Genomic DNA, 19,625 nt, shown 5'->3' with positions numbered 1-19,625 from the left:
TAGCATCACGTCAACGCGGCAACGTGGCCGAAGCGTTATGGAGGTGTGACGTGGTGCACCGGCGAGCCCGCCGTGACCGGGACCTGTGTGTGGTAGGCGTACGCACTCTGTGGCGGACCGTCGGCGATGGTGAGTTCTTCTGCCCCGAGTGCGGGGGTGATCGCAACTACCGCCGCCGTACCGGCCGCCGCCGCATCGTGGTGCTCGGCCTGCCGGTGCTGCCGCGCGGACCGGTCGCGCCCATCGCGGAATGCGCGGCCTGCGGCAGCCGCTACGGCACGGACGTGCTCGACCACCCCACCACCACCCGCTTCTCCGCGATGCTCCGCGACGCGGTGCACACCGTGGCCCTCGCGGTCCTCGCCGCGGGCGGCACCGAGTCGACGGCGGTCCGGCAGGTCGCGGTCGGCGCGGTGCGCGCCGCCGGGTTCGCCGACTGCAGCGAGGAGCAGCTGCTCGCGCTCATCGAGGCCCTCGCCGCCGACACCGGGCGGCTGCCGGGCGCCTGCGGCGAGCGGGACGGCCTGGACCCGTGCGGTACGGCGCTGGCCATCGAGCTGCACGAGGCCCTGGAGCCGCTGGCCCCGCATCTGGCCCCCACCGGCCGGGAGGCCATCCTCCTCCAGGGCGCCCGGATCGCCGTGGCCGACGGCCCGTACCGCCCGGCCGAGCGCGCGGTCCTGGAAACGGTCGGCCGGGCGCTGATGATCTGTCCGGACGACACGGCCCGCCTGCTGGCGGCCACAAGGGCGGCGTTCTGAGCGGAGGGCTCCGGTCCGCTCTCCGTACTCCCCAGGGAGTAATCGCCCCCGTCCCGCCCCCGGGGTAGTAGCCGCCATTTCCGTCGTCGGCGCGACGTATCGGCCGCCGGGCGCCGGAAGCCTGGGGGCATGCAGACGACATCGTCAGGGATCCCGAGAGATCACCTTCAACCGGACGCGTCGCCGCCAGGCGCGGCCGAGGTGCCGCCCGCCGCGGCCGGCGGCGGCAAGCGGCGGCGCTCGCTGCCCTGGGCGGTCATCGCGGGGTGGGTGCTGCTCCTCCTCGTCGCCGTCCCCTTCGCGGGCAAGCTCGAGGGCGCCAAACGGGACACGGCCGTCGACTACCTCCCGGCGGGCGCCGACTCCACCCAGGTGGCCCGGCTCCAGGAGCGGCTGCCCGGTGGCGACACCATCGACCTCGTCCTCGTCTTCCACCGCGACGGCGGGCTGACCGATGCCGACCGTAAGGCGGCCGGCGGGCGGGTCGCCGAGGTGGCGGGGCGTCATGACCTCGTGGGCGGCACCGCGCCGCGCGCCGTCCCGTCCAAGGACGGCACGACCGTGATGTACCCCATGGCGCTCACCGGACTGACGGACGAGAAGGAGCGCGCCGACGCCGTCAAGGACGTCCGCGCCGAGCTGGCCTCCCACCCCGAGGGCCTGACCGTCCAGGTCGGCGGTCCCGGGGCGCTCAGCGCCGACTCGCAGGAGGTCTTCGCCTCCACCGACGGCACGCTGATGTTCGCCACCGCCGGGGTGGTCGCCCTGCTGCTGATCATCACCTATCGCAGCCCGCTGCTGTGGCTGGTGCCGCTGGGGGCGGTCGGCGTGGCCGCCATGGCGGCGATGGCGATCGTCTACGGCCTCGTCCAGGGCTTCGACCTCATCGTCACCAGCATGAGCTCCTCGATCATGACGGTGCTGGTCTTCGGCGCGGGCACCGACTACGCCCTGCTGATCGTGTCCCGCTACCGCGAGGAGCTACGCCGCCACCGCGCCCCGTACGACGCGATGCGCGCGGCCCTGCGGGGCTGCGGCCCGGCCGTGCTCGCCTCCAGCGGCACCGTGGCCGCCGGGCTGCTGTGTCTGCTCGCCGCCGACCTCAACAGCAGCAGCGGACTGGGCCCGGTCGGCGCGGTCGGGGTCATCTGCGCGCTGGCCGCGATGATGACGCTGCTGCCCGCGGTGCTGGTGCTGCTGGGGCGGCGGGTGTTCTGGCCGCTGATCCCCGTCTACGGCGGTGAGCCGCGGGCGACCCGGCGCGGGTTCTTCGAGGCGATGGGCGGCTCGGCCCGCCGCCGGCCCGGAACAGTGCTCCTCGGCGGTGCCGCGCTGCTGGGCGTGCTCGCCCTCGGGGTGCTCAATCTGTCCGGCGACCTCAAGCAGGAGGACACCTTCGCCGACAAGCCCGAGTCGGTGGCCGCCGTCCAGACCCTCGCCGACGCCTATCCGGACAGCAGCAGCCAGCCCATCAGCGTGATGGCGCGCACCGCGGGCGCGGACGAGGTGCTGCGGCGGGCGCGCGACACGGAAGGCGTCGTGCGGGCGGACACCGGGCGCAGCGGCGGCGGCTGGACGGAGATCGACGTCTTCCCGCGGGGCGCCCCGCAGTCGGCGGAGGAGACGGCCACGCTGCACGCCCTGCGCTCCGGTCTGGTGCGGGTCGAGGGCGCCGACACGCTGGTCGGCGGCCCCAGCGCCCAGCAGCTCGATATGAAGGACACCAACGCCCGCGACCGGATGCTGGTCATCCCACTGGTGCTGATCGCCGTGCTGCTGATCCTCGCCGCCCTGCTGCGCAGCCTCGTCGCGCCGCTGCTCCTCGTAGTCGCCGTGGTCGCGGTGTGGGGCGCGGCGATGGGGCTCGGCGGGCTCTTCTTCGACCCGGTCTTCGGCTTCGCCGGGGTCGACCCCGGGCTGCCGCTGCTCTCCTTCGTCTTCCTGGTCGCCCTCGGCGTGGACTACGGCATCTTCCTGATGCACCGGATGCGGGAGGAGTCGCTGCGCGGGGCGGACGTCCCGGACGCGGCGATGACCGCGCTGCGCACGACGGGCGGGGTGATCGCCTCGGCCGGTCTGGTGCTGGCGGCGACCTTCGCGGTGCTGGCCACGCTGCCGATGGTGATGCTGGTCGAGATGGGGTTCGTGGTGGCGGTCGGCGTGCTGCTCGACACGTTCCTCGTGCGGACGTATCTGGTGACGTCGGCGAGCGTGCTGCTGAAGCGGTGGGTGTGGTGGCCGGGCGCCCTCTTCCGCCGTACGCCCGCCTCGCCGGTCCGGGCCGCCCAGGACGGGTCCGCCGCCGGGTCCCGTCCCGAACCGGCCGTACGCGGCGGCTGACGCCGTCCCTGGCCCGGACCGGCCGAACAGGGGACGGCCGGTCCGGGGCCGCTTCGTACGACCCCCTTCGTACGCCCTGTAGCCGCCCCCTGGCCGCTGTTTGGCCGCTCTCCGGACCCCCTGCCGCCCTGCGGGAGCCGCGCCGCCCTGTGGGACGCATACAGGCCCTGTGGGAGTGGCGCCCCCATGGGACGCCTACAGCCCCATGGGACGCATACAGCCCTATGGGACGCATACAGCCCTATGGATCGGCCCGAGGCGGATCCCCGAGGATGGAGCCCGTGCCCGTACCTCCTGCGACCACCCACTCCACGGCGAAGCCCGCGAGCACCTCACGGGCGCGCTCCGCCGTCCACCGCGCGATCGCCTCCGCGTCGCGCGCCCTGCACAACGGCCCCCGCCCCGCCGAGGCCCCGGACGAGGCCCGCGGGCGGCGGCGGGTGGACGCCCGGATCGCCGGTGCGGTGCTGGTTCTCCAGGTGGCCCTGGCACTGCTCAACCCCGACCGGAACGGCCACCGCCCGGACGCGTTCGGCTGGGCGCTGCTCGCCGCCAGCGCCACGGTGCTCATCGGGCGGCGGCACAGCCCGATGGTGGTCACCGTGGTGGTGGTGTTCATGGTCGGGCCGTACCACGCCATGGACAACGTCCATATCGCGGTCGTCCCGGCCGGGCTCCTCGCCGTCTACACGCTCGCCGTCATGGGCCCGCCGCTGCGGTCCTTCCTCACCGTCGCCGCGGTGATCTCGATCATGGTCTCGGTGATGGCCCTGAGCGGGAAGCCGCACGCCGGTCTCGACATGCTGCGCACCTCCGGCTGGGTGCTGTCGGTCGTGGTGATCGGCGAGGCGGTCCGCATCCACCGCAAGTACATCGCCGCGATCCTGGAGCGGGCCGAACGCGCCGAGCGGACCCGCGAGGACGAGGCGGCCCGGCGGGTCGCCGAGGAACGGCTGCGCATCGCCCGCGATCTGCACGATCTGCTCGCGCACAGCATCACTCTCATCGGCGTCCAGACCTCCGTCGCGGCGCATGTCCTGATCGCCGACCCCGAGCGGCTGGACCGCGAGACGATGGCCAAGGCGCTCGACTCGATCGCCGACACCTGCCGGGACGCCCGCGCCGAGCTCCGGGCCACCCTCCAGGTGCTCCGCGGCGGCGCGGGCGGCGACGCCGACCGCGCGGACGAGGAGGACACCGGGCCGCTGCCGGGGCTCGCCGGACTCGCCGACCTGGCCGCGGCGGCGGAGGCGGCGGGCGTCCGTGTGGACCTTACGGTCGACGTGGAGGCGTCCGAACTGTCGCCCGCCGTGGGCGCGGCCGCGTACCGGATCGTGCAGGAGGCCCTGACCAACGCCGTCCGCCACGCGCCCGGCACGAGGGTGCGGATCACGCTCGTACGGGGCGAGGGGGAGCTGTACGTCGCCGCCGTGGACGACGGGCCGAGGGGCGAGGACGCGCCCCTTACCGAGCCCGTCGAAACGGGCTACGGCATCGTGGGCATGCGCGAGCGGGCCCGCAGCGTCGCGGGCACCCTGTCCGCCGGACCCCGCGAGGACGGGCCCGGCTTCGCGATCAGGGCCGCGCTGCCGTGGGGGAGGGGCGGTCCGCCCGGCGGCCGTACGGGCATCGCCACCGGCTCCGCCTCCGGCGTCACCACTGGCACCGCCACCGCCACCGGACAGACCGCCGCACCGCCCAGGGAGGCCACCGCATGACCACACCGCCGGATCCGCCGTCCGGGACCAGCTCCGCCGACCCGCCGTCCGGGGGCACCTCACCGGACCCCGCCCCCGGGGCCGCGGCGCCGATCAGGGTGTTGCTCGCGGACGACCAGACGCTGGTCCGTTCCGCCTTCGCCATGCTGGTCTCCTCGGCCCGTGACATGGACGTGGTCGGGCAGGCGGGCACCGGCCGCGAGGCCGTCGAACTGGCCCGCACCACCCGCGCCGACCTCGTGGTCATGGACATCCGGATGCCCGATCTCGACGGCATCGAGGCCACCCGCCGGATCGCCGCCGACGAGGACCTCGCCGGGGTCAAGGTGCTCGTGCTGACGACGTACGACACCGATGAGCACATCGTCGAGGCGTTGCGCGCGGGCGCGTCCGGCTTCCTGGTGAAGGACACCCGGCCGGCCGAACTCCTCGACGCCATACGGACCGTGGCGGCGGGGGATTCCCTGCTCTCGCCCGGTCCCACCGCCCGGCTCATCGCCCGCGTCCTGCGCCTGCCGGAGGCCCCGCCGCCCGGCGTACCCGCGCCCGCCGCACTGGCCGCACTCTCCGAGCGCGAACGGCAGGTGCTGGCGCTCGTCGCCCGGGGCCTCAACAACGCCGAGGCCGCGCAGACGCTCGGCCTCTCACCGCTCACCACCAAGACCCATGTCAGCCGCATCATGGGCAAGCTGGGCGCCCGCGACCGCGCCCAACTCGTCATCGCGGCCTATGAGTCCGGCCTGGTCAGCCCGTCTTGTCGGTCGGGATCTCCTTGATCTCGGCCGTCGGGGCGTTCTTCTTGACGGATTCGACGCCCTTCTGCGCGGCGGACTTGGACTCGTAGGCCTCGCCGACCGCGATGATCTCGCCGTTGCCCGCCTTCAGCCGGAAGCGGTGCTTGCCGCGCTTGTCCTCGTAGATCTCGAACTTGCCCGCCATGGATGCCACCTCCATTAGCCGTCCCGGCCCCCTCAAACCACCGTAGAGCGGGCGATGCGGGCTCGCACTCCCGCGGCCACGGCTCGCACCCCCGCGCGGCCACGGCTCGCACCCCCGCGGCCAAACCTCGTGCTCCCGCGGCCGAAGGGCGTCAGGAAGCGCCGAACAGCGCGCGGCACGGCTCCAGTCCGGCGACCTCGACCGGGGTGGCGCGGTGCTCCTCCCAGGCCGCGCGGTCCAGCCGCAGCCGCTGAAGGGTACGTGCCGCGCCCCTTACGGCGAGCACGGACAACCCGTCGGGGCGGTAGCCGAGCCGCCGGGACACCCCCAGCGAGCGGCCGTTCTCCACCATCGCGCCCGAGATCAGCGACAGCGCGCCCAGCCCCTCGAACGCCAGGTGCGCCACCGCCGCCCGCATCTCCGTGCCCAGGCCCTTGCCCTGGTGGGCGATGCCCAGCCAGGAGCCGGTCTCGGCCTCCCGGGTGATGGCGAACTCGGTCGCGAACAGGTCCTGCCGCCCGATCACCGTCCCCTCGTGCAGCACCGCGAGGCTCAGCGTCCACCGCTCCGGCCGCCATTCGGCGATGGTGCGCAGCACATGCTGGAAGGCGCCGCGTCCGCGCTCCTCCGGCGGCACCTCGGTCCAGGGGACGGCGAAGGGCATCTCGTCCGGGTCGTGCACCCCGCCTGCCGCGACCGCGGCCAGCTCGTCGAGCAGGGGGACGTCGGGGAGCCGCAGCTCCAGGCGTGGCGTACGCAGGCGGAGCCCGTACAGGGGCCAGTAATGGGGGTCCATGACGGGAGGCTGCCGGAGCCGCGGCCGCCGAGTCGAACCAATTACGGCCGACCGCGCGGCCCGTCCCGCGCGTGGGCGCACAATTCGTTTGCCGTCGCGCGGCATCCGGACGCATCCTGACCCGATGTTGATCCGACGCGAGACCCGCTCCGACATCGACGCCGTACGGGCCGTCACCTCGGCCGCGTTCACGAAGTCGGACACCTCGGACACCGTGGGCAACGCGAACGCCCCCGCTCCGGTCGAGGCCACGCTGCTGGACGAACTCCGGATCAGCGACGGCTGGCTGCCCGCGCTCTCGTTCGTCGCCACCGGCGACCGCGGCGAGGTGATCGGACATGTCGTGTGCACCCGCGGCCATGTCGGCTCCGACCTGGCCCTCGCCCTCGGTCTCGGCCCGCTCAGCGTGCACCCCGCCCATCAGGGCCGTGGCGTGGGCCTCGCGCTCGTCCACGCGGTGCTCGGCGCCGCGGACGCGTTCGGCGAATCGCTGGTCGCCCTGCTGGGCAGTCCGGCCTACTACGGCCGGTTCGGCTTCCGCCCGGCGACCGAGTACGGCATCACGGCCCCGGATCCGGCCTGGGGCGAGTACTTCCAGGTCCGGACCCTGACCGCCTATCAGCCGACCATCAAGGGGCCCTTCAAGTACGCCGAGCCGTTCGACCACGTCTGACGCGGCCGGGCCGTTCGTCCACGTCGGACTGCGGCCGGGCCGTTCGTCCACGTCCGACTGCGGCCGGGCCGTTCGACCACGTCCGACGCGGCGAGAGCCGGGGGCTCACTGAAGCGGTGCGTCGGGCGGCGGAAGCCGGACGATCCGTTCCCGGTCCACCGACTCCACGCCGTCCACCGCCTCCAGCACCGGGATCCGGTCCTCCGCGATCGTCCCGGACAGCGAGCCCAGGATCGGCTGCTCACCGGCGACCGTCAGCCCGACCCCGCGCGCGGCCTCCACGACCTGGGCGAACCGGTCCGGGTCGACCGAGAGGATGACCCCGACCGGCCCGGACCGCGCCGTCTGCCCCATGGCGCCGCCGCTCACGGGGCCTGGAGCAGACCCGCGCCGATGTCCGCGGCCGGTTGCGCCAGCGGATGGGCCCCGGACAGCAGACGGGTGCTCAGATCGGCCGCCGAGGCGTCCGGATGCGCCTGGGCCAGCAGCGTGGCCACACCGGCGGCATGCGGCGTCGCCATGCTGGTGCCGCTCATCGTCTGGTACGTGCCGTCGGGCGCGGCCGAGAAGATGTCGACCCCGGGCGCCGCGATATTGACCTCGCCGCCCGCGCCGTTGATGGCGCCGCAGGAGAAGAACGCGGTCCCCAGGTCCTTGCCGAGCGCCGCCACCGCCAGGATGGACGGGCAGTTGGCGGGCCGCCCCACCGGCGCCACGAAGCCGGGCCGGCGGCTCTCGTTGCCCGCCGCGGCCACGATCACGGTGCCGCGCCGCAGCGCACGCCGCGCCACGTTCTCGTACGTCTGCGGGAACAGCTCGCCCGGCTCCACCGGAGCCCCGAGCGACATGGAGACCACCCGGGCGCCCTGGGCGACCGCCCAGGCCATCCCCGCCAGGATCTCGCCGTCCGAGCCCACGCCCTGGTCGCTGAGCACCTTGCCCACCAGCATCCGGGCCTCACCGGCCACGCCGTACCGCGGGGCGTGCCCGGGTCTGGCGGGACCGGCCACGGTGCCGACGCAGTGGGTGCCGTGGCCATGGCCGTCCTCGACACTCGCCCCGGACACGAAGGAGGCCGTCGCCTCGACGCATCCGGTCAGGTCCGGGTGGTCGGTGTCCACCCCGGTGTCCAGCACGGCGACCTTCACCCCGCCGCCCGTCAGATGCGACCAGTTGGCGCGGATCCCCTGGAGTCCCCAGGTGGTGTTCCGCTCGTCCCACGCCGGTCCCAGCGAGGTGGCGAGCTCGGCCCGGGTGTGCCGGGAGACCTCGTCATCGTCGCTGCGGTACGTCGGGAAGAAGCCGGTCAGCGTGCGCTGCGGCTCCGTGATCACCGACGCGTACACCACGCGCTCCGGCTCCGTCGCGATGATCGTCGACTCCGCCTCCGCCGTGGTGACCAGCGCATGGCGCTGGTCCGGCTGCACATCGACGACGGCGACGCCGAGCTCGTCGAAGACCACCGACACATCGGGGCGCCCCAGCAGCTCCGCGGCGCCGGGCTCGGCCCCGCGGACGCGCTCCACGGACGAGATCCCCACGGACGAGCGCAGCGCCTCCATACCGCGGTCGGGCTCCTGCTGATCGAGCAGGACCACATACCGCCCGGTGTACTCGGTCCGCTGTGCCCCCATCGCCATACCGGCCCGCGGCCGCTCCCCGTTCGGCCCCTTGCCCATGGGCCCCACGGGCCCAGGTCCGTTCGTCATTGCCTTTCTCCGCTCCTGTGCGCGGTCAGTGTGCTCCCGGCATATTCCGGGCTATTCCGGGATATTCGCCCGCCCCCACAGTCCCCCGAGCCCCCCACGTCCCCCTTATGCCCACCGTCACCCCCCGCGTGGGGGCCCGCAACTCGGGGCCCGCGCGCCCCCGTGCCGGCCCGGACCGGCCGCCCGTTCAGCCGCGCGGTCGCGGCCACTCCTGCTCGGCGGCCCAGGCCGCGAAGGAGGTCCAGGCGACGCCGGGGAAGTCGGCGTGCAGCCGAGGCAGATCCACGTCGTAGCCGGTCTCCGTCAGGAAGGTGAACATGGCCCCCATGTCCGCGCTCGCCTTACGGACCGCGTCCAGCGGCACATGGCGGTACTCCACCGGGCCACCGGCCGCCGAGGCGAGCGCCTCGGCCATCTGCCGGGGGGTGGGCGCGTCGCCCGCGACCTCCACCCGCCGCCCGATCCACCGCCCGGGGTCGGCGATCACTGCGGCCACCACCGCGCCCAGGTCGCGCAGGGCCACCTGCTGGAGCGGTGTGTCGCCGGGGATCGCGAGCGGCAGCACGCCCTGGGCGATGTCGTCCCGGCTGCCCAGGGCGTTCTCGTAGAAGTACGTCGGCGCGACCACGGTCGACGGCAGGCCCGCCGCCTCCAGGTTCCGCTCGATGACCGCCTTACTGTCGAAGTGGGGGATACCGGTGGAGCGGTCCGCCGAGCCCACCGAGGCGAGCACCAGATGCGTCAGCGCGGCCCGGCCGGCGGCCTCGATGATCGCCTGCCCCTGCCGTACCTCGGCGTCCGTGCCCGACTCGAACGGCGTCGTCACCGCGAAGGCCGCCGACGAGCCGTCGAAGGCCGCCGTCAGCGACGCGGCGTCGCTCAGGTCGCCGACGACCACCTCCACACCCTGCTGGGCGAGTCGGCGTGCCCTGGGCTCCTCGCGGTCACGGACCACGGCCCGGACGTTGTGGCCCGCGGACAGCAACGCCCGTGTCACCGTGCCGCCCTGGCCACCGGTGGCTCCCAGCACTGTGATCATGAGTACTCCGTAAAACAGCCGAGACCGACGGCGCCGGAACGCCGTGGGGCACGCTCTGCCCCGCGGGACCCATGGTCGTACAGGATCGGCCGGCGGGCGGGAGACGCGCCGGTCGGCCGCGCCGCCGGTCGGCGGCGGCGGTCGGCGGCGGCGGCGGAGGCGTGGGGTGAGGACGCGAGGCGAAGGCCCGTCACACGCTCGGCGCGGCGCGCCGCTCCAGTGCCCGCGAGACGGCGCGGGCGATGCTCTCGTCGACGCGTTCGCCGAAGGTGGCCTCGCTGAACCGGGCGAAGCGGGCCACCACTTCGGGCCCGGCGCCCTCGGGGGAACCGGCGTCGAAGGGCGGCTGCGGGTTGTACTCCATGGCCAGCTGGGAGAGTTTCGCGGCGTCCTCGCCGAGGACGCGGGCCACGAGGGTGAGCCCGAAGTCGATGCCCGCGGTCACACCGCCGCCGGTGATCCTGTTCCGGTCGACGCATACGCGCTCGCTCGACACCTCGACGCCGAACCGCGCCAGCTGATCCCGCGTGGCCCAGTGCGTCGCGGCCCGGTAGCCGTCGAGCAGACCCGCCGCCGCGAGCGCGAGCGAGCCGGTGCAGACCGAGGTGAGGTACGAGGCCGTACGCCCGCGGTCCGCGAGGAACTCGACCTTGGCGCGGTCGAGCAGCACCTCGTCGACGCGCCCACCGGGGACGAACAGGATGTCCAGGTCGGCGGGGCAGCTCTCGAGGGTGACGGTCGGCAGGACGGCCGGCCCGGTGTCGGACACCACTGGGTCCAGTGAGTCCGACACCAGGTGGACCCGCATGCCCGCACTGGCGAAGGCCAGGTGCGGACCGACGAAGTCGAGCATGGTGTGACCCCCGTACAGCACCATGCCGACTTCCATCGGACGTGCGGTGTCCGTCCCCCGGCCGTTCTCCCGCGTCGTTTCGCCTGCCAACTGAGCCTCCGTGGTGTGCCTGCCGAACGCGTGGAAATCACGCTTTTCGGCAGGCTGGGCACCGGGCACGGCATCAACCATGAGCGTTTCTGCCGACCCTCCACGGATTCTCGCCAGCGCCTCGCGGGACGGCGCCGGGACTCACCCGAACTGGCCGGGCTGATAGTCGCCGGCGGGCTGCTGGACGATGACGTTCAGCCGGTTGTAGGTGTTGATGATGGCGATGATCGACACCAGGGCGGCGAGCTGCTCCTCGTCGTAGTACTTGGCGGCGTCCGCCCACGCCTCGTCCGTGACACCACCGGCCGCGTCGGCGATGCGGGTGCCCTGCTCCGCCAGCTCCAGGGCGGCGCGCTCGGCGTCGGTGAACACCGTGGCCTCCCGCCAGACCGCGACCAGGTTCAGGCGTGTCGAGGTCTCCCCGGCCTTCGCGGCGTCCTTGGTGTGCATGTCGGTGCAGAAGCCGCAGCCGTTGATCTGGCTGGCGCGGATCTTCACCAGTTCCTGCGTCGCGGCCGGCAGGGCCGAGTCGCCGATCACCTTGCCCGCGGAGTTGAGGTGCTTCAGGAACGTGCCGAGGAGCGGGTTTCCGAAGAGGTTCAAGCGAGCGTCCATGGTGGGCTCTCCTATGCGGTTGCCGTGGTTACACCTCCCTGACGGAACGGCTCGGAGAGATGTGACAGGACCGAATGTGACCTGCGTCTCTCATAGCGGGCGTCGGCTTCGGGCCGGCCGCCGCCCCCGGACCCCGGGGGCGGCGGCCGCTCGGCCTCTTCCCGGCCTCGCTGCCTCGCTGAGGGCCCCGCGAAGGGCTAGTGCGTCAGCGTGTACCAACCGGTGCTGCCCACCGTGATGCACACGGCCCAGGCCCACCGCAGCGCTTTGGGGGAGATGCGGACGGAGAAGGTCACGTGCTCGTCGAGGTTGACCTCGAGGTGTCGCCGGCGCTTGCGTTCGGCCATACAGATTCTCCCTAGATTTCGTGGCCCGCGGTCATGTGCCGGGGCCCGTCTGATGAGGGGCTGACGGGGTGTTCGGCTCCAACTGCCAGGAAGGGGGAACACCACGTCGGATACGTACGCCTGCCCGCGGACAGGTGTCGTGTAGTTAACGCAGCCACGTCGCTCGACGCAACTAAACCCGCACTAACCACTGACAAAGCGTCAGCCGTCGGCTGTCGGAGGGTGACACTACAATTCCCCTGCGCTTCAGGGACATTGACCCGCATAGCTCTCATCGTCGCCCATAGCGGCCATACTTACCGGCAGGTACACCGCAACTTTGCGATAGGAAGCGCATGTAAATGCACTTAACGCGCCACTTGGCCTCGTGATCGGTATGGCCAACGCCACATTCCAGGTGGCCATGAAGCACCCCAAGAGGCGCTTGGCTCGCATATTCGGCGTGTCTTCGTGAAGACGTCATGTCCGGCATGGGGCGCGGCGACGCTCAGCAGGAGTTTTTGGCTCTACGGTGTCGGCCAATTGCCACTCAAATTGGCGGCCGCCTGCTATCCGGCTAAGTGATTGCCCGAGCGATCTATCCCTAGCGGATGCAACGAGATCATTGCGAATGCAAACCGCGCATGGATGGCGTGCGCGAGCGGTGAGCAATGACGGTGCCGGCCGGAAACCGCCGCCCCTCCCTTCCTGGCAGTTGGAGCAGGGGCGGCGGCCCTCACCAGACGTGGAGAACCACGCCCGCTTACTTCGTCGTTGACCCCACGGATGTGCGGTCAGCGTCGCTGTTCCGGCCTCCGCCCAGTCAACGACTGGACCGAGGATAGTGTTTTTCTGTGCGGTTCGGATGCACTACAAGGGGTGAATATGTGTTATTCGTAACACTGTTCTGGCCGTTCAGAAGAATGAAAAACCTCGACTTCGGACCCGATCTATCAGCGCGTTCTGATAGCGGAACCTCCGATCCCGCCAGGGCATCCAGGTGCCGCATGATGAGCATGTGGCCGGTTTTCGTCACCTTCTAATAGCGCGGCCGATATTGCCGACGGCCGTGCTGGCGGCCGACTTACTCGGGGCCGACGGGCCGGTCGCGCGGACTGGTGGGCCGGTCGTGGGTCGCGGCCCGGCGGGCGCGGTGGTTGGCGACGTTGACGCGGTTGCCGCACAGTCCGGGCATGCAGTAGCGGCGGCTGCCGGGCCGGGTGGTGTCGATGAACGCTCCCCGGCAGGTGGGCGCGGTGCACGGACGGAACCGCCGCTCGCCGAGGGTGTGGACGACCCCGAGGACGCCCATGCCGCAGATCAGTGAGAGGGCGTCGGCGATGGTCGCCCCGTCCCGGAGCGGGACGGCCCACCGTATGCGGCCCTCGTGTGCGGGATCCGGTATCAGGGTGGCGCCCTGGGCGGACGAGGTGAGCCTGGTGGCACCGGCGACGAGGTGGTCGCGGCCGGGGTGATCGATCAGGTCCCGCACGGTGGTCCGCAGCGCGTGCACCGCCCGGAGGTCGGCTGGGCCTCCGCGGCGGGCGAGTTCGGCCAGCGCGCCCGGAGCGCCGCCGTCCGCTCCGGGGCGGTCGCCGTGCGGTTCGGTGAACGCGACGAGGGCGGCCAGATCGGGCAGCCGGTCGTCGCCGCGCCAGACCTCGGCGGTGGTGTTGACCAGCTCGGTCGCGATCCCCGCCGCCCAGACGTAATCGTCCAACGCCACTTGCATCGTTGACGCACCCCTCGCTACGTTCGGCTAAACGCAACTTTAACCCTTACGGGCCATGCCGATCACCGGCCCCCGCCCCGCCCTCGCTCCGTCTGGAGGCCCCGCCCATGTCAGAGCTGGAGATCGACGCCATCGTCTTCGATGTGCTCGGCACGCTCGTCGACGAACCCACCGGCATCCGCACCGGTATCCGTGAACTCGCCCCGGCGCTGGACGATTCCGGGGTCGAGCGGCTGTTGTCGCTGTGGCAGCGGCATATCGACCGCGAACAGCGCCGCGTCCTCGACGGCGCCCGGCCCTACGCCACCACCGAGGTCCTCGACCGGGAAGCCGCCCGGCTCGTCGCCGACGCCGCCGGAGTCGACGATCCGGCCGCCGTGGCGGCGTCGGCCCTGTCCGGCCGTAGGCTGCCGCCGTGGCCCGACGCCGCGGCGGGGCTGGCCCGGCTCGCCGAGCGGTTCCCGCTGATCGGCCTCTCCAACGCGAGCCGGACAGCGCTGCTGGAACTCAACGCCCACGCCGGACTGCGCTGGCATCAGGCCCTGTCCGCCGAGGACGCCCGCACCTACAAGCCGGACCCGGCGGTCTACGACCTGGCCGTCGCGGTCTCCGGACGGCCGCCGGAGCGGCTGCTGATGGTCGCCGCCCACGCCTGGGACCTGCGCGGCGCACAGGCCCTCGGTCTGCGCACCGCCTACGTCGCCCGCCCCGTCGGCGACCCGCCCGCCCCCTCGGACCGGTTCGACCTGCACGCCGACGGCCTGGCCGACCTGGCCGATCAACTCGATGGGAACTCGCCCCCGCGATAGCGGCGCTCGCAATCATCCGCGGAGCGGATCTTCCACGGCCACGGCCACGGCCACGGCCACGGCCAGGCGCTCGGCTCGCCTCCGGCTGAGGGGCGTATGGCGGAGTGGTCAGCGCACCAGGGGGAGGAAGGCCGTGTCCACGATCTCTTCGAGGGCGTCGTCGGGCACGGCGGCGAAGGTCGTGAGGATCTCGTGGCGCAGCAGGTCGAAGGGGAGCGACTTGATGCGTTCGGTGAGGCGTTCCGGTTTGACCTCGCCGCGGTCGATCGCGCGGGCGAAGAGTGCGTCGAGCGCTTCCGCGCGTCCCGTCGCGAGGGGGTCGCGCAGGTCACCGGGGCTGTTCCCGGTCTCCTGGTGGTAGTCGGCCAGGTGCATGCTCATGATGGTGATGAACTGGACGCGGGTGGAGTTGATCTCCCGCATGAGGGTGAGGACGTCCTCCCGCAGGCTTCCCGTGTCGGGAACGTCGATGCGGGACTCCTTCAGGGTGTGGACGATGGCTGCCCGGACCAGGTCGTCGCGGTTGGACCAGCGGCGATAGAGAACGGGCGGGCTGGTGCCCGCGCGCTTGACGACGGCGTCCATGGTGAACCTGGCGTAGCCGGTGTCGGTGAGTTCTTCCCAGGCCGCGTCGAGGAGCGCCTTCTCCAGTGCCGCGCCGCGGCGTCGCTCGGGCATGCGGTTGCGTCCCTCTCTTAGATAGACTTGCCTTTCTTATTCTAGCTCCTTACTCTGGCCGCCATAAGATAGACCTATGTATCTTAAGGTGGCTGTTCATGAGCACTCCTCCCAGCCGATCCGACCCCGCATCAACGGCGGCGGACCGCGATCGCGTGGGTCCCGATCGCGTGGGTCCCGATCGTGTGGATCCCGATCGTGTGGATCCCGATCGCTTGGACCCCAATCGTGCGGACCGCGATCGCGTGGATCCCGCCGTCCGGCACATGGCGGTCACGCTCATCGTGGGCGCCCTCGCCGTCGTCTTCGACACCACCATCGTCAGCGTCGCGCTCAACGACCTGGCGAAGGACCTCGACGCCCCGCTGTCCACCATCCAGTGGGTGAGCACCGGCTATCTGCTGGCGGTGTTCGTCACCATCCCCCTCGCCGGATGGGCCCAGTCACGGCTCGGCGGCCGGCGTCTGTGGATCGCGGCCCTGGGCGTGTTCCTGCTCGGCTCGATCCTGACCGCGCTGGCCTGGGACCCGACCAGCCTGATCGTCTTCCGTATCGTCCAGGGCGGCGCGGGCGGCATCATGATGCCGCTCATGGCCACGCTGCTCATGCAGGCCGCCCAGGGCCGCAACATCGGCAAGGTCATGGCCATCATCACCGTGCCCACCGCACTCGGCCCGATCCTCGGCCCGGTCCTGGGCGGCCTCATCCTGCATCTGGCCGACTGGCGCTGGCTGTTCTTCGTCAACATCCCCTTCTGCGTCGTCGGCGCCCTGCTCGCCCGGCGCAATCTGCCCGACGACCGACCGGCGCCCGACCGCCCCCGCGCCCGCCTGGACACCGTCGGCCTGCTCCTGCTCTGCCCGGGCTTCGCCGCCCTCGTCCACGGCCTCTCCCAGGTCGAGGGCAGCGCGGGCTTCGCCGACGCCAAGGTTCTCGTCCCGCTGATCGGCGGACTCGTCCTGGTCGGGGGCTTCACCGCACGGGCGCTCACCCGCACCACCGGCGCCCTGGTCAATGTGCGGCTGTTCCGCCATCGCGCGGTGGCCTCCTCCGCCACCCTGCTCCTCCTGGGCGGCATCTCGCTGTACGGGTCGATGCTGCTGCTGCCCCTGTACTTCCAGCGGGTCCGCGGCGAGGACGCCCTCGGCGCCGGACTGCTGCTCATCCCGCAGGGTGTCGGCGCGCTCCTCGCCCGCGGCCTGGCGGGCGCGTACACCGATCGCGTCGGCCCCCGCGGAGTCGCCTTCGCGGCATTCGCCTTCGTCGCGGCGGCCACCGTGCCGTTCGCCTACGTCACCGCCGACACCAGCGAGGCCCTGCTCATGGCCGCGCTGTTCGTACGCGGTATCGCTCTGGGCGCCGCCATGATCGCGCCCATGGGCGCCGCGTACGTCGGGCTGGAGCACGGGGAGATCCCCGACGCCAGCATCATCACCCGCGTCGCCCAACAGCTCGGCGGCGCGGTCGGCATCGCCGTCCTCGCCGTCATCCTGCAGCACAGCACCGGCGGCGCCCACACCCCGGGAGCCCTGGCCGACGGCTTCGGCACCGCCTTCTGGTGGTCGGTGGCCCTCACCGCCGTCGCCGTACCGCTGTGCCTGCTCCTGCCCAGCCTCCCCGAACCGGCGGCCACCGCCGCCACGGACGCCGCCGACGCCGCCACGGACGACGCCGACGCCGACGCCACCGCCGACGCCGCCGATTCGGAAGCCGCCGCCAAGGCCTGAAACGCGACCGCCCGTGCATACGGCGCGCACCCGACACCGCCGGTCATGTCGCACTCGCCTCGGCCTGGCTGCGCCTGGTCGCGTGACCAGGCGCGTCAGTGCCCACACCCGTGTTAGCCGACCGTTAGCGGGGCGGCAGTCTTGCGGTAGCGGGCCCGACCAGAGTTGGTGACGCACCGAGAAGAACGCCACGTCGACTGCCCCTGGGGGGACCCGAAATGAACTCCACCACCGCTGTCCGGACCGTCCGTCGCCGCACCATGCGCGTTGCCGCCGCGGTCCTGATCGCGGCCGCCGGCTTCAGCCTGACCGCCTGCAACGACTCGGACGCCAACGCCTCGAAGCCCGTGGCCTCCGCCAGCTCCAGCGGTACGGACTCCTCCACCGGAGCCAAGGGTTCCGACGGCAACGGGGCGAAGGGCACCGACACCAAGGCCGACACCGGAGCGGGCACCGAGGACAAGGCGGGCGGCAAGGCGGGTGACAAGGCGGGTGACAAGGCGGCCTCCCCGGACCGCACCGAGACCCTGGTGGACGGCAGCACGGGCGAGATCTACAAGCTCGGCGAGCAGCACTACCGCCTCAAGATCGTCAACGACGGTGACGTCCTGGCCACGTTCGAGGCGAACGGGCAGGACGCAGGGCTCGACGGCAACGGCATGTACGTCGTGCTCACGGCGGGCGGCGAGGTCCAGTCCTGGATGGGCGACGAGCACCAGGGGCCGGGCACCTTCGAGCTCGCGGGCGGTTGGACGGCCAAGGTCACGAAGGTCGGCGAGGGCCGGTACCGTGCGGAGATCATCGGCCACGGTGACGTCATGGGCACGATGGAGGCGAACGGACACGACGCCGGGCTCGACGCCAACGGCGTGTACATCGTGCTCAGCACCGGCGGTGTGATCAGCGCCCACGAGTAGCCCACGAGTAGCCCACGAGTGGCCACGAGCAGCTCACGAGTAGACGTCAACGCCCACCCACCCACCCGGCCGCGGCGGTGGAGCCACCCTTCCGGTGCCTCCACCGCCGCGGCCGGTGGCTTTTCGGGTTCTCTCCGTAGACTGACCGGCATGGCATGCCGCATCAGTGAGCTGGTCCTCGACTGCGCCGACCCCGAGCGCCTCGCCGCGTTCTGGAGCGAGGTGCTCGGCTACGTCGAACTCGCTCGGGAGGACGACGGAAGCATCGAGATCGGGCCGCCCGACGCCGGTTTCGGCGGCCTCCAGCCCACCCTCGTCCTCAGCCCCACCAGCGACCCCCGGCCCGAGAAGCTCCGGCTGCACATCGACGTCAACGCCACCGACCGCGACCAGGACGCCGAGCTGGAGCGGCTGCTCGCGCTCGGCGCCAGGCCCGCCGACGTCGGTCAGACCGGCGCCGAGGACTGGCACGTCCTGGTCGACCCCGAAGGCAACGAGTTCTGCCTCCTGCGCCGCCGGCTCCAGTAGACGTAGGAGATGCCCCGCCGATCGCCGGGGTGGCCGTTTCGTCCCAAGTGGGCGTCTCGTTGATCGCCGTGGGCAGCCGCATCGCGGCCCGATCCCCACAGTCGAAGCGTTCCTGCTGCTCATGCTGGGGCGATACGCGCTGAGCTGGGCGGGCGCCTATGTGGGCCTGTTGGTCAGGAACGAGCGGACCGTCGCCCAACTGGCGCCGCTGTGCGCCATTTTTTGCTGCGGATTTCTCACTGAAACCGGTGTACTTCGACGCCTGGCTCCTCGTGCGCTGCACGGCAACCACCTCGGCCTGACGGCCGAGTTGCTCCAGGATCCGGTCGTGCGGCGCCGTAATCGCGTCGCCCTCGACTGGGACGACGCCTGGCGTCTCGACACCGGCGGATCGGATCACCTGGACCGCGGATGGGGCCGCCCCCGCTCGGGCGAAGCCGAGCGCCTGGGGAAGATCGACGTCTCGGTCCGCTTCGCGGCGCGGATCCCCGTCCGGCCGGTGCGGCTGATCGCTGAAGGCTGCGGCCTTTCGCGGGCCGAGGCCGAGAGGCTGATCACGGAGGGGAAGCTCGTCTCGGCGGTCCGGCTGAGCACCAAGCTCACCGGCGACTTCACCTTCACGCTGAAGCGCTGAGCCCTCCCCGGGACCAGGGGCCCGTCCGGCACGATCCGCCGGACGGGCCCTAGTCCCGGAACGAACCGTCCGCCCTGCGCGCATGCCTGGACAGCAGGTGCCCGCACTGCGGGCAGTGCCGCCTGAACCCCTTCTTGATCAGGTAGCTGATGCCGATCGTCACCACATGCATCAGCCCCACCGCCGCGTTCTGGAACAGCCGCCCCAGCCACGACCTCGTACACGTCTCACAGTCCCGGCAACCGGCCGCCATGGCGTATCCCCCCAACTCGTCTCTGACCTGCCCCGCTCCACCAGTGTGCGCAATGGGGAACGCCGCCGGGCCGCCAACTGGCCTCCCCGTGCCGGGTTGTGACCGGCCCAGATCGCGCCCAGCACATGGCTGTGACATCGCGGCGGCGATGTCGCGGCCACGGCATCGCACAGGCCGCGGCATCGCACCGCGCCGCGGCACCCACAATCTGACCGGCCTGCTCCTCGGCTCAGCCGCCACCGACGCGGTCCGGCCCACCGGGCTGGCTTCACTGGCCCCGCAACCCGGCACGGAGTCCCCTTCGCGGAGACCGAATGCGGGTCGCGTGGCCGACTGCTGGGCTCGGTGTTGCCGAAGGCCGGGGTCTTCCTGGTGATACTCGGCGAACTGGCCGTCTTGCTGGTCATCTCCCGGTTCGGGCTCAGGCGCGGCTACACGCTGCCGCGGGTCCGCTGACACCCATACGGGGCTCGGCTACGCCAACGGCG

General features: G+C 72.1%; 21 protein-coding genes. 10 read left to right on the top strand and 11 right to left on the bottom strand.

Going from position 1 to position 19,625, the window contains the following annotated elements:
- Window positions 1-50: 50 nt before the first annotated feature.
- The 4 genes from NP777_RS15750 to NP777_RS15735 all read left to right on the top strand — a co-directional run bounded on the left by NP777_RS15750 (window position 51) and on the right by NP777_RS15735 (window position 5,595).
- Entirely contained in the window at window positions 51-761 is a 711-nt protein-coding gene (locus tag NP777_RS15750) for a TerB family tellurite resistance protein (RefSeq protein WP_256650768.1), read from the top strand.
- Window positions 762-890: 129 nt separating this feature from the next.
- Window positions 891-3,101 (top strand): MMPL family transporter, encoded by a 2,211-nt coding sequence (locus NP777_RS15745; RefSeq protein WP_256650767.1) that lies wholly within the window; start codon window positions 891-893, stop codon window positions 3,099-3,101.
- 272 nt (window positions 3,102-3,373) lie between these two features.
- Window positions 3,374-4,819: a sensor histidine kinase gene (locus NP777_RS15740; protein WP_256650766.1), complete on the top strand. Its 1,446-nt coding sequence runs from the start codon at window positions 3,374-3,376 to the stop codon at window positions 4,817-4,819.
- Complete coding sequence (locus NP777_RS15735; RefSeq protein WP_391858522.1) at window positions 4,816-5,595, top strand: response regulator transcription factor; 780 nt, start codon at window positions 4,816-4,818, stop codon at window positions 5,593-5,595. The genes NP777_RS15740 and NP777_RS15735 overlap by 4 nt, the downstream gene beginning before the upstream one ends.
- On the opposite strand, the gene NP777_RS15730 is transcribed toward NP777_RS15735, so the two are convergent.
- Together NP777_RS15730 and NP777_RS15725 are read right to left on the bottom strand one after the other, a co-directional pair.
- Window positions 5,564-5,758, bottom strand: a complete 195-nt coding sequence (locus NP777_RS15730) for a YegP family protein (RefSeq protein ID WP_256650765.1) — start codon at window positions 5,756-5,758, stop codon at window positions 5,564-5,566. The genes NP777_RS15735 and NP777_RS15730 overlap by 32 nt on opposite strands.
- A gap of 151 nt (window positions 5,759-5,909) precedes the next feature.
- Window positions 5,910-6,554, bottom strand: a complete 645-nt coding sequence (locus tag NP777_RS15725; RefSeq protein ID WP_256650764.1) for a GNAT family N-acetyltransferase — start codon at window positions 6,552-6,554, stop codon at window positions 5,910-5,912.
- Window positions 6,555-6,678: 124 nt separating this feature from the next.
- Between NP777_RS15725 and NP777_RS15720 the strand changes: the two genes are divergently transcribed.
- Entirely contained in the window at window positions 6,679-7,227 is a 549-nt protein-coding gene (locus NP777_RS15720) for a GNAT family N-acetyltransferase (protein WP_256650763.1), read from the top strand.
- Between the two features lie 105 nt (window positions 7,228-7,332).
- On the opposite strand, the gene NP777_RS15715 is transcribed toward NP777_RS15720, so the two are convergent.
- From NP777_RS15715 to NP777_RS15685, 7 genes are all read right to left on the bottom strand, one after another.
- Window positions 7,333-7,596 (bottom strand): hypothetical protein, encoded by a 264-nt coding sequence (locus NP777_RS15715; protein ID WP_256650762.1) that lies wholly within the window; start codon window positions 7,594-7,596, stop codon window positions 7,333-7,335.
- Window positions 7,593-8,936 carry a S8 family peptidase gene (locus tag NP777_RS15710; protein ID WP_256650761.1) on the bottom strand — a complete coding sequence of 448 codons (1,344 nt, stop codon included), beginning with the start codon at window positions 8,934-8,936 and terminating at the stop codon, window positions 7,593-7,595. The genes NP777_RS15715 and NP777_RS15710 overlap by 4 nt, the downstream gene beginning before the upstream one ends.
- A gap of 187 nt (window positions 8,937-9,123) precedes the next feature.
- Window positions 9,124-9,975: an NmrA/HSCARG family protein gene (locus NP777_RS15705; RefSeq protein ID WP_256650760.1), complete on the bottom strand. Its 852-nt coding sequence runs from the start codon at window positions 9,973-9,975 to the stop codon at window positions 9,124-9,126.
- A gap of 190 nt (window positions 9,976-10,165) precedes the next feature.
- On the bottom strand, window positions 10,166-10,852 hold the full coding sequence (locus NP777_RS15700; protein WP_256650759.1) for a DJ-1/PfpI family protein: 687 nt from the start codon (window positions 10,850-10,852) through the stop codon (window positions 10,166-10,168).
- 207 nt (window positions 10,853-11,059) lie between these two features.
- Window positions 11,060-11,533, bottom strand: a complete 474-nt coding sequence (locus tag NP777_RS15695; RefSeq protein ID WP_256650758.1) for a carboxymuconolactone decarboxylase family protein — start codon at window positions 11,531-11,533, stop codon at window positions 11,060-11,062.
- Between the two features lie 197 nt (window positions 11,534-11,730).
- Window positions 11,731-11,880 (bottom strand): hypothetical protein, encoded by a 150-nt coding sequence (locus tag NP777_RS15690; RefSeq protein WP_256650757.1) that lies wholly within the window; start codon window positions 11,878-11,880, stop codon window positions 11,731-11,733.
- 1,063 nt (window positions 11,881-12,943) lie between these two features.
- Window positions 12,944-13,591, bottom strand: coding sequence for a CGNR zinc finger domain-containing protein (locus NP777_RS15685; protein WP_256650756.1), 648 nt, complete (start codon window positions 13,589-13,591; stop codon window positions 12,944-12,946).
- A 107-nt stretch (window positions 13,592-13,698) separates the two neighbouring features.
- Here NP777_RS15685 and NP777_RS15680 point away from each other — a divergent pair, with 107 nt between their 5' ends.
- The gene (locus tag NP777_RS15680; RefSeq protein ID WP_256650755.1) at window positions 13,699-14,400 is read left to right on the top strand and encodes a haloacid dehalogenase type II; all 702 of its coding nucleotides are present in this window, start codon (window positions 13,699-13,701) and stop codon (window positions 14,398-14,400) included.
- Window positions 14,401-14,508: 108 nt separating this feature from the next.
- Here the strand turns inward: NP777_RS15680 and NP777_RS15675 are convergent, their stop codons facing one another.
- Window positions 14,509-15,078 carry a TetR/AcrR family transcriptional regulator gene (locus tag NP777_RS15675; protein WP_256650754.1) on the bottom strand — a complete coding sequence of 190 codons (570 nt, stop codon included), beginning with the start codon at window positions 15,076-15,078 and terminating at the stop codon, window positions 14,509-14,511.
- A gap of 266 nt (window positions 15,079-15,344) precedes the next feature.
- On the opposite strand from NP777_RS15675, the gene NP777_RS15670 reads away from it, so the two are divergent.
- The 4 genes from NP777_RS15670 (at window position 15,345) to NP777_RS15655 (ending at window position 18,884) form a co-directional block, all read left to right on the top strand.
- Window positions 15,345-16,805, top strand: a complete 1,461-nt coding sequence (locus tag NP777_RS15670; protein WP_256650753.1) for an MDR family MFS transporter — start codon at window positions 15,345-15,347, stop codon at window positions 16,803-16,805.
- A 218-nt stretch (window positions 16,806-17,023) separates the two neighbouring features.
- Window positions 17,024-17,722 (top strand): hypothetical protein, encoded by a 699-nt coding sequence (locus NP777_RS15665; RefSeq protein ID WP_256650752.1) that lies wholly within the window; start codon window positions 17,024-17,026, stop codon window positions 17,720-17,722.
- A gap of 150 nt (window positions 17,723-17,872) precedes the next feature.
- Entirely contained in the window at window positions 17,873-18,250 is a 378-nt protein-coding gene (locus tag NP777_RS15660; protein ID WP_256650751.1) for a VOC family protein, read from the top strand.
- A gap of 166 nt (window positions 18,251-18,416) precedes the next feature.
- Window positions 18,417-18,884 (top strand): DUF1062 domain-containing protein, encoded by a 468-nt coding sequence (locus tag NP777_RS15655; protein WP_305889806.1) that lies wholly within the window; start codon window positions 18,417-18,419, stop codon window positions 18,882-18,884.
- 49 nt (window positions 18,885-18,933) lie between these two features.
- Here NP777_RS15655 and NP777_RS15650 read toward each other — a convergent pair whose 3' ends face one another.
- The gene (locus tag NP777_RS15650) at window positions 18,934-19,137 is read right to left on the bottom strand and encodes a hypothetical protein (RefSeq protein ID WP_037946278.1); all 204 of its coding nucleotides are present in this window, start codon (window positions 19,135-19,137) and stop codon (window positions 18,934-18,936) included.
- Between the last annotated feature and the right edge of the window lie 488 nt (window positions 19,138-19,625).

Source organism: Streptomyces rugosispiralis (genome assembly GCF_024505145.1).
In the GTDB taxonomy this organism is placed as follows: domain Bacteria; phylum Actinomycetota; class Actinomycetes; order Streptomycetales; family Streptomycetaceae; genus Streptomyces; species Streptomyces rugosispiralis.
The sequence above is the reverse complement of the archived record's forward strand: the minus strand, read 5'-3'. Positions and strand labels throughout refer to the sequence as shown.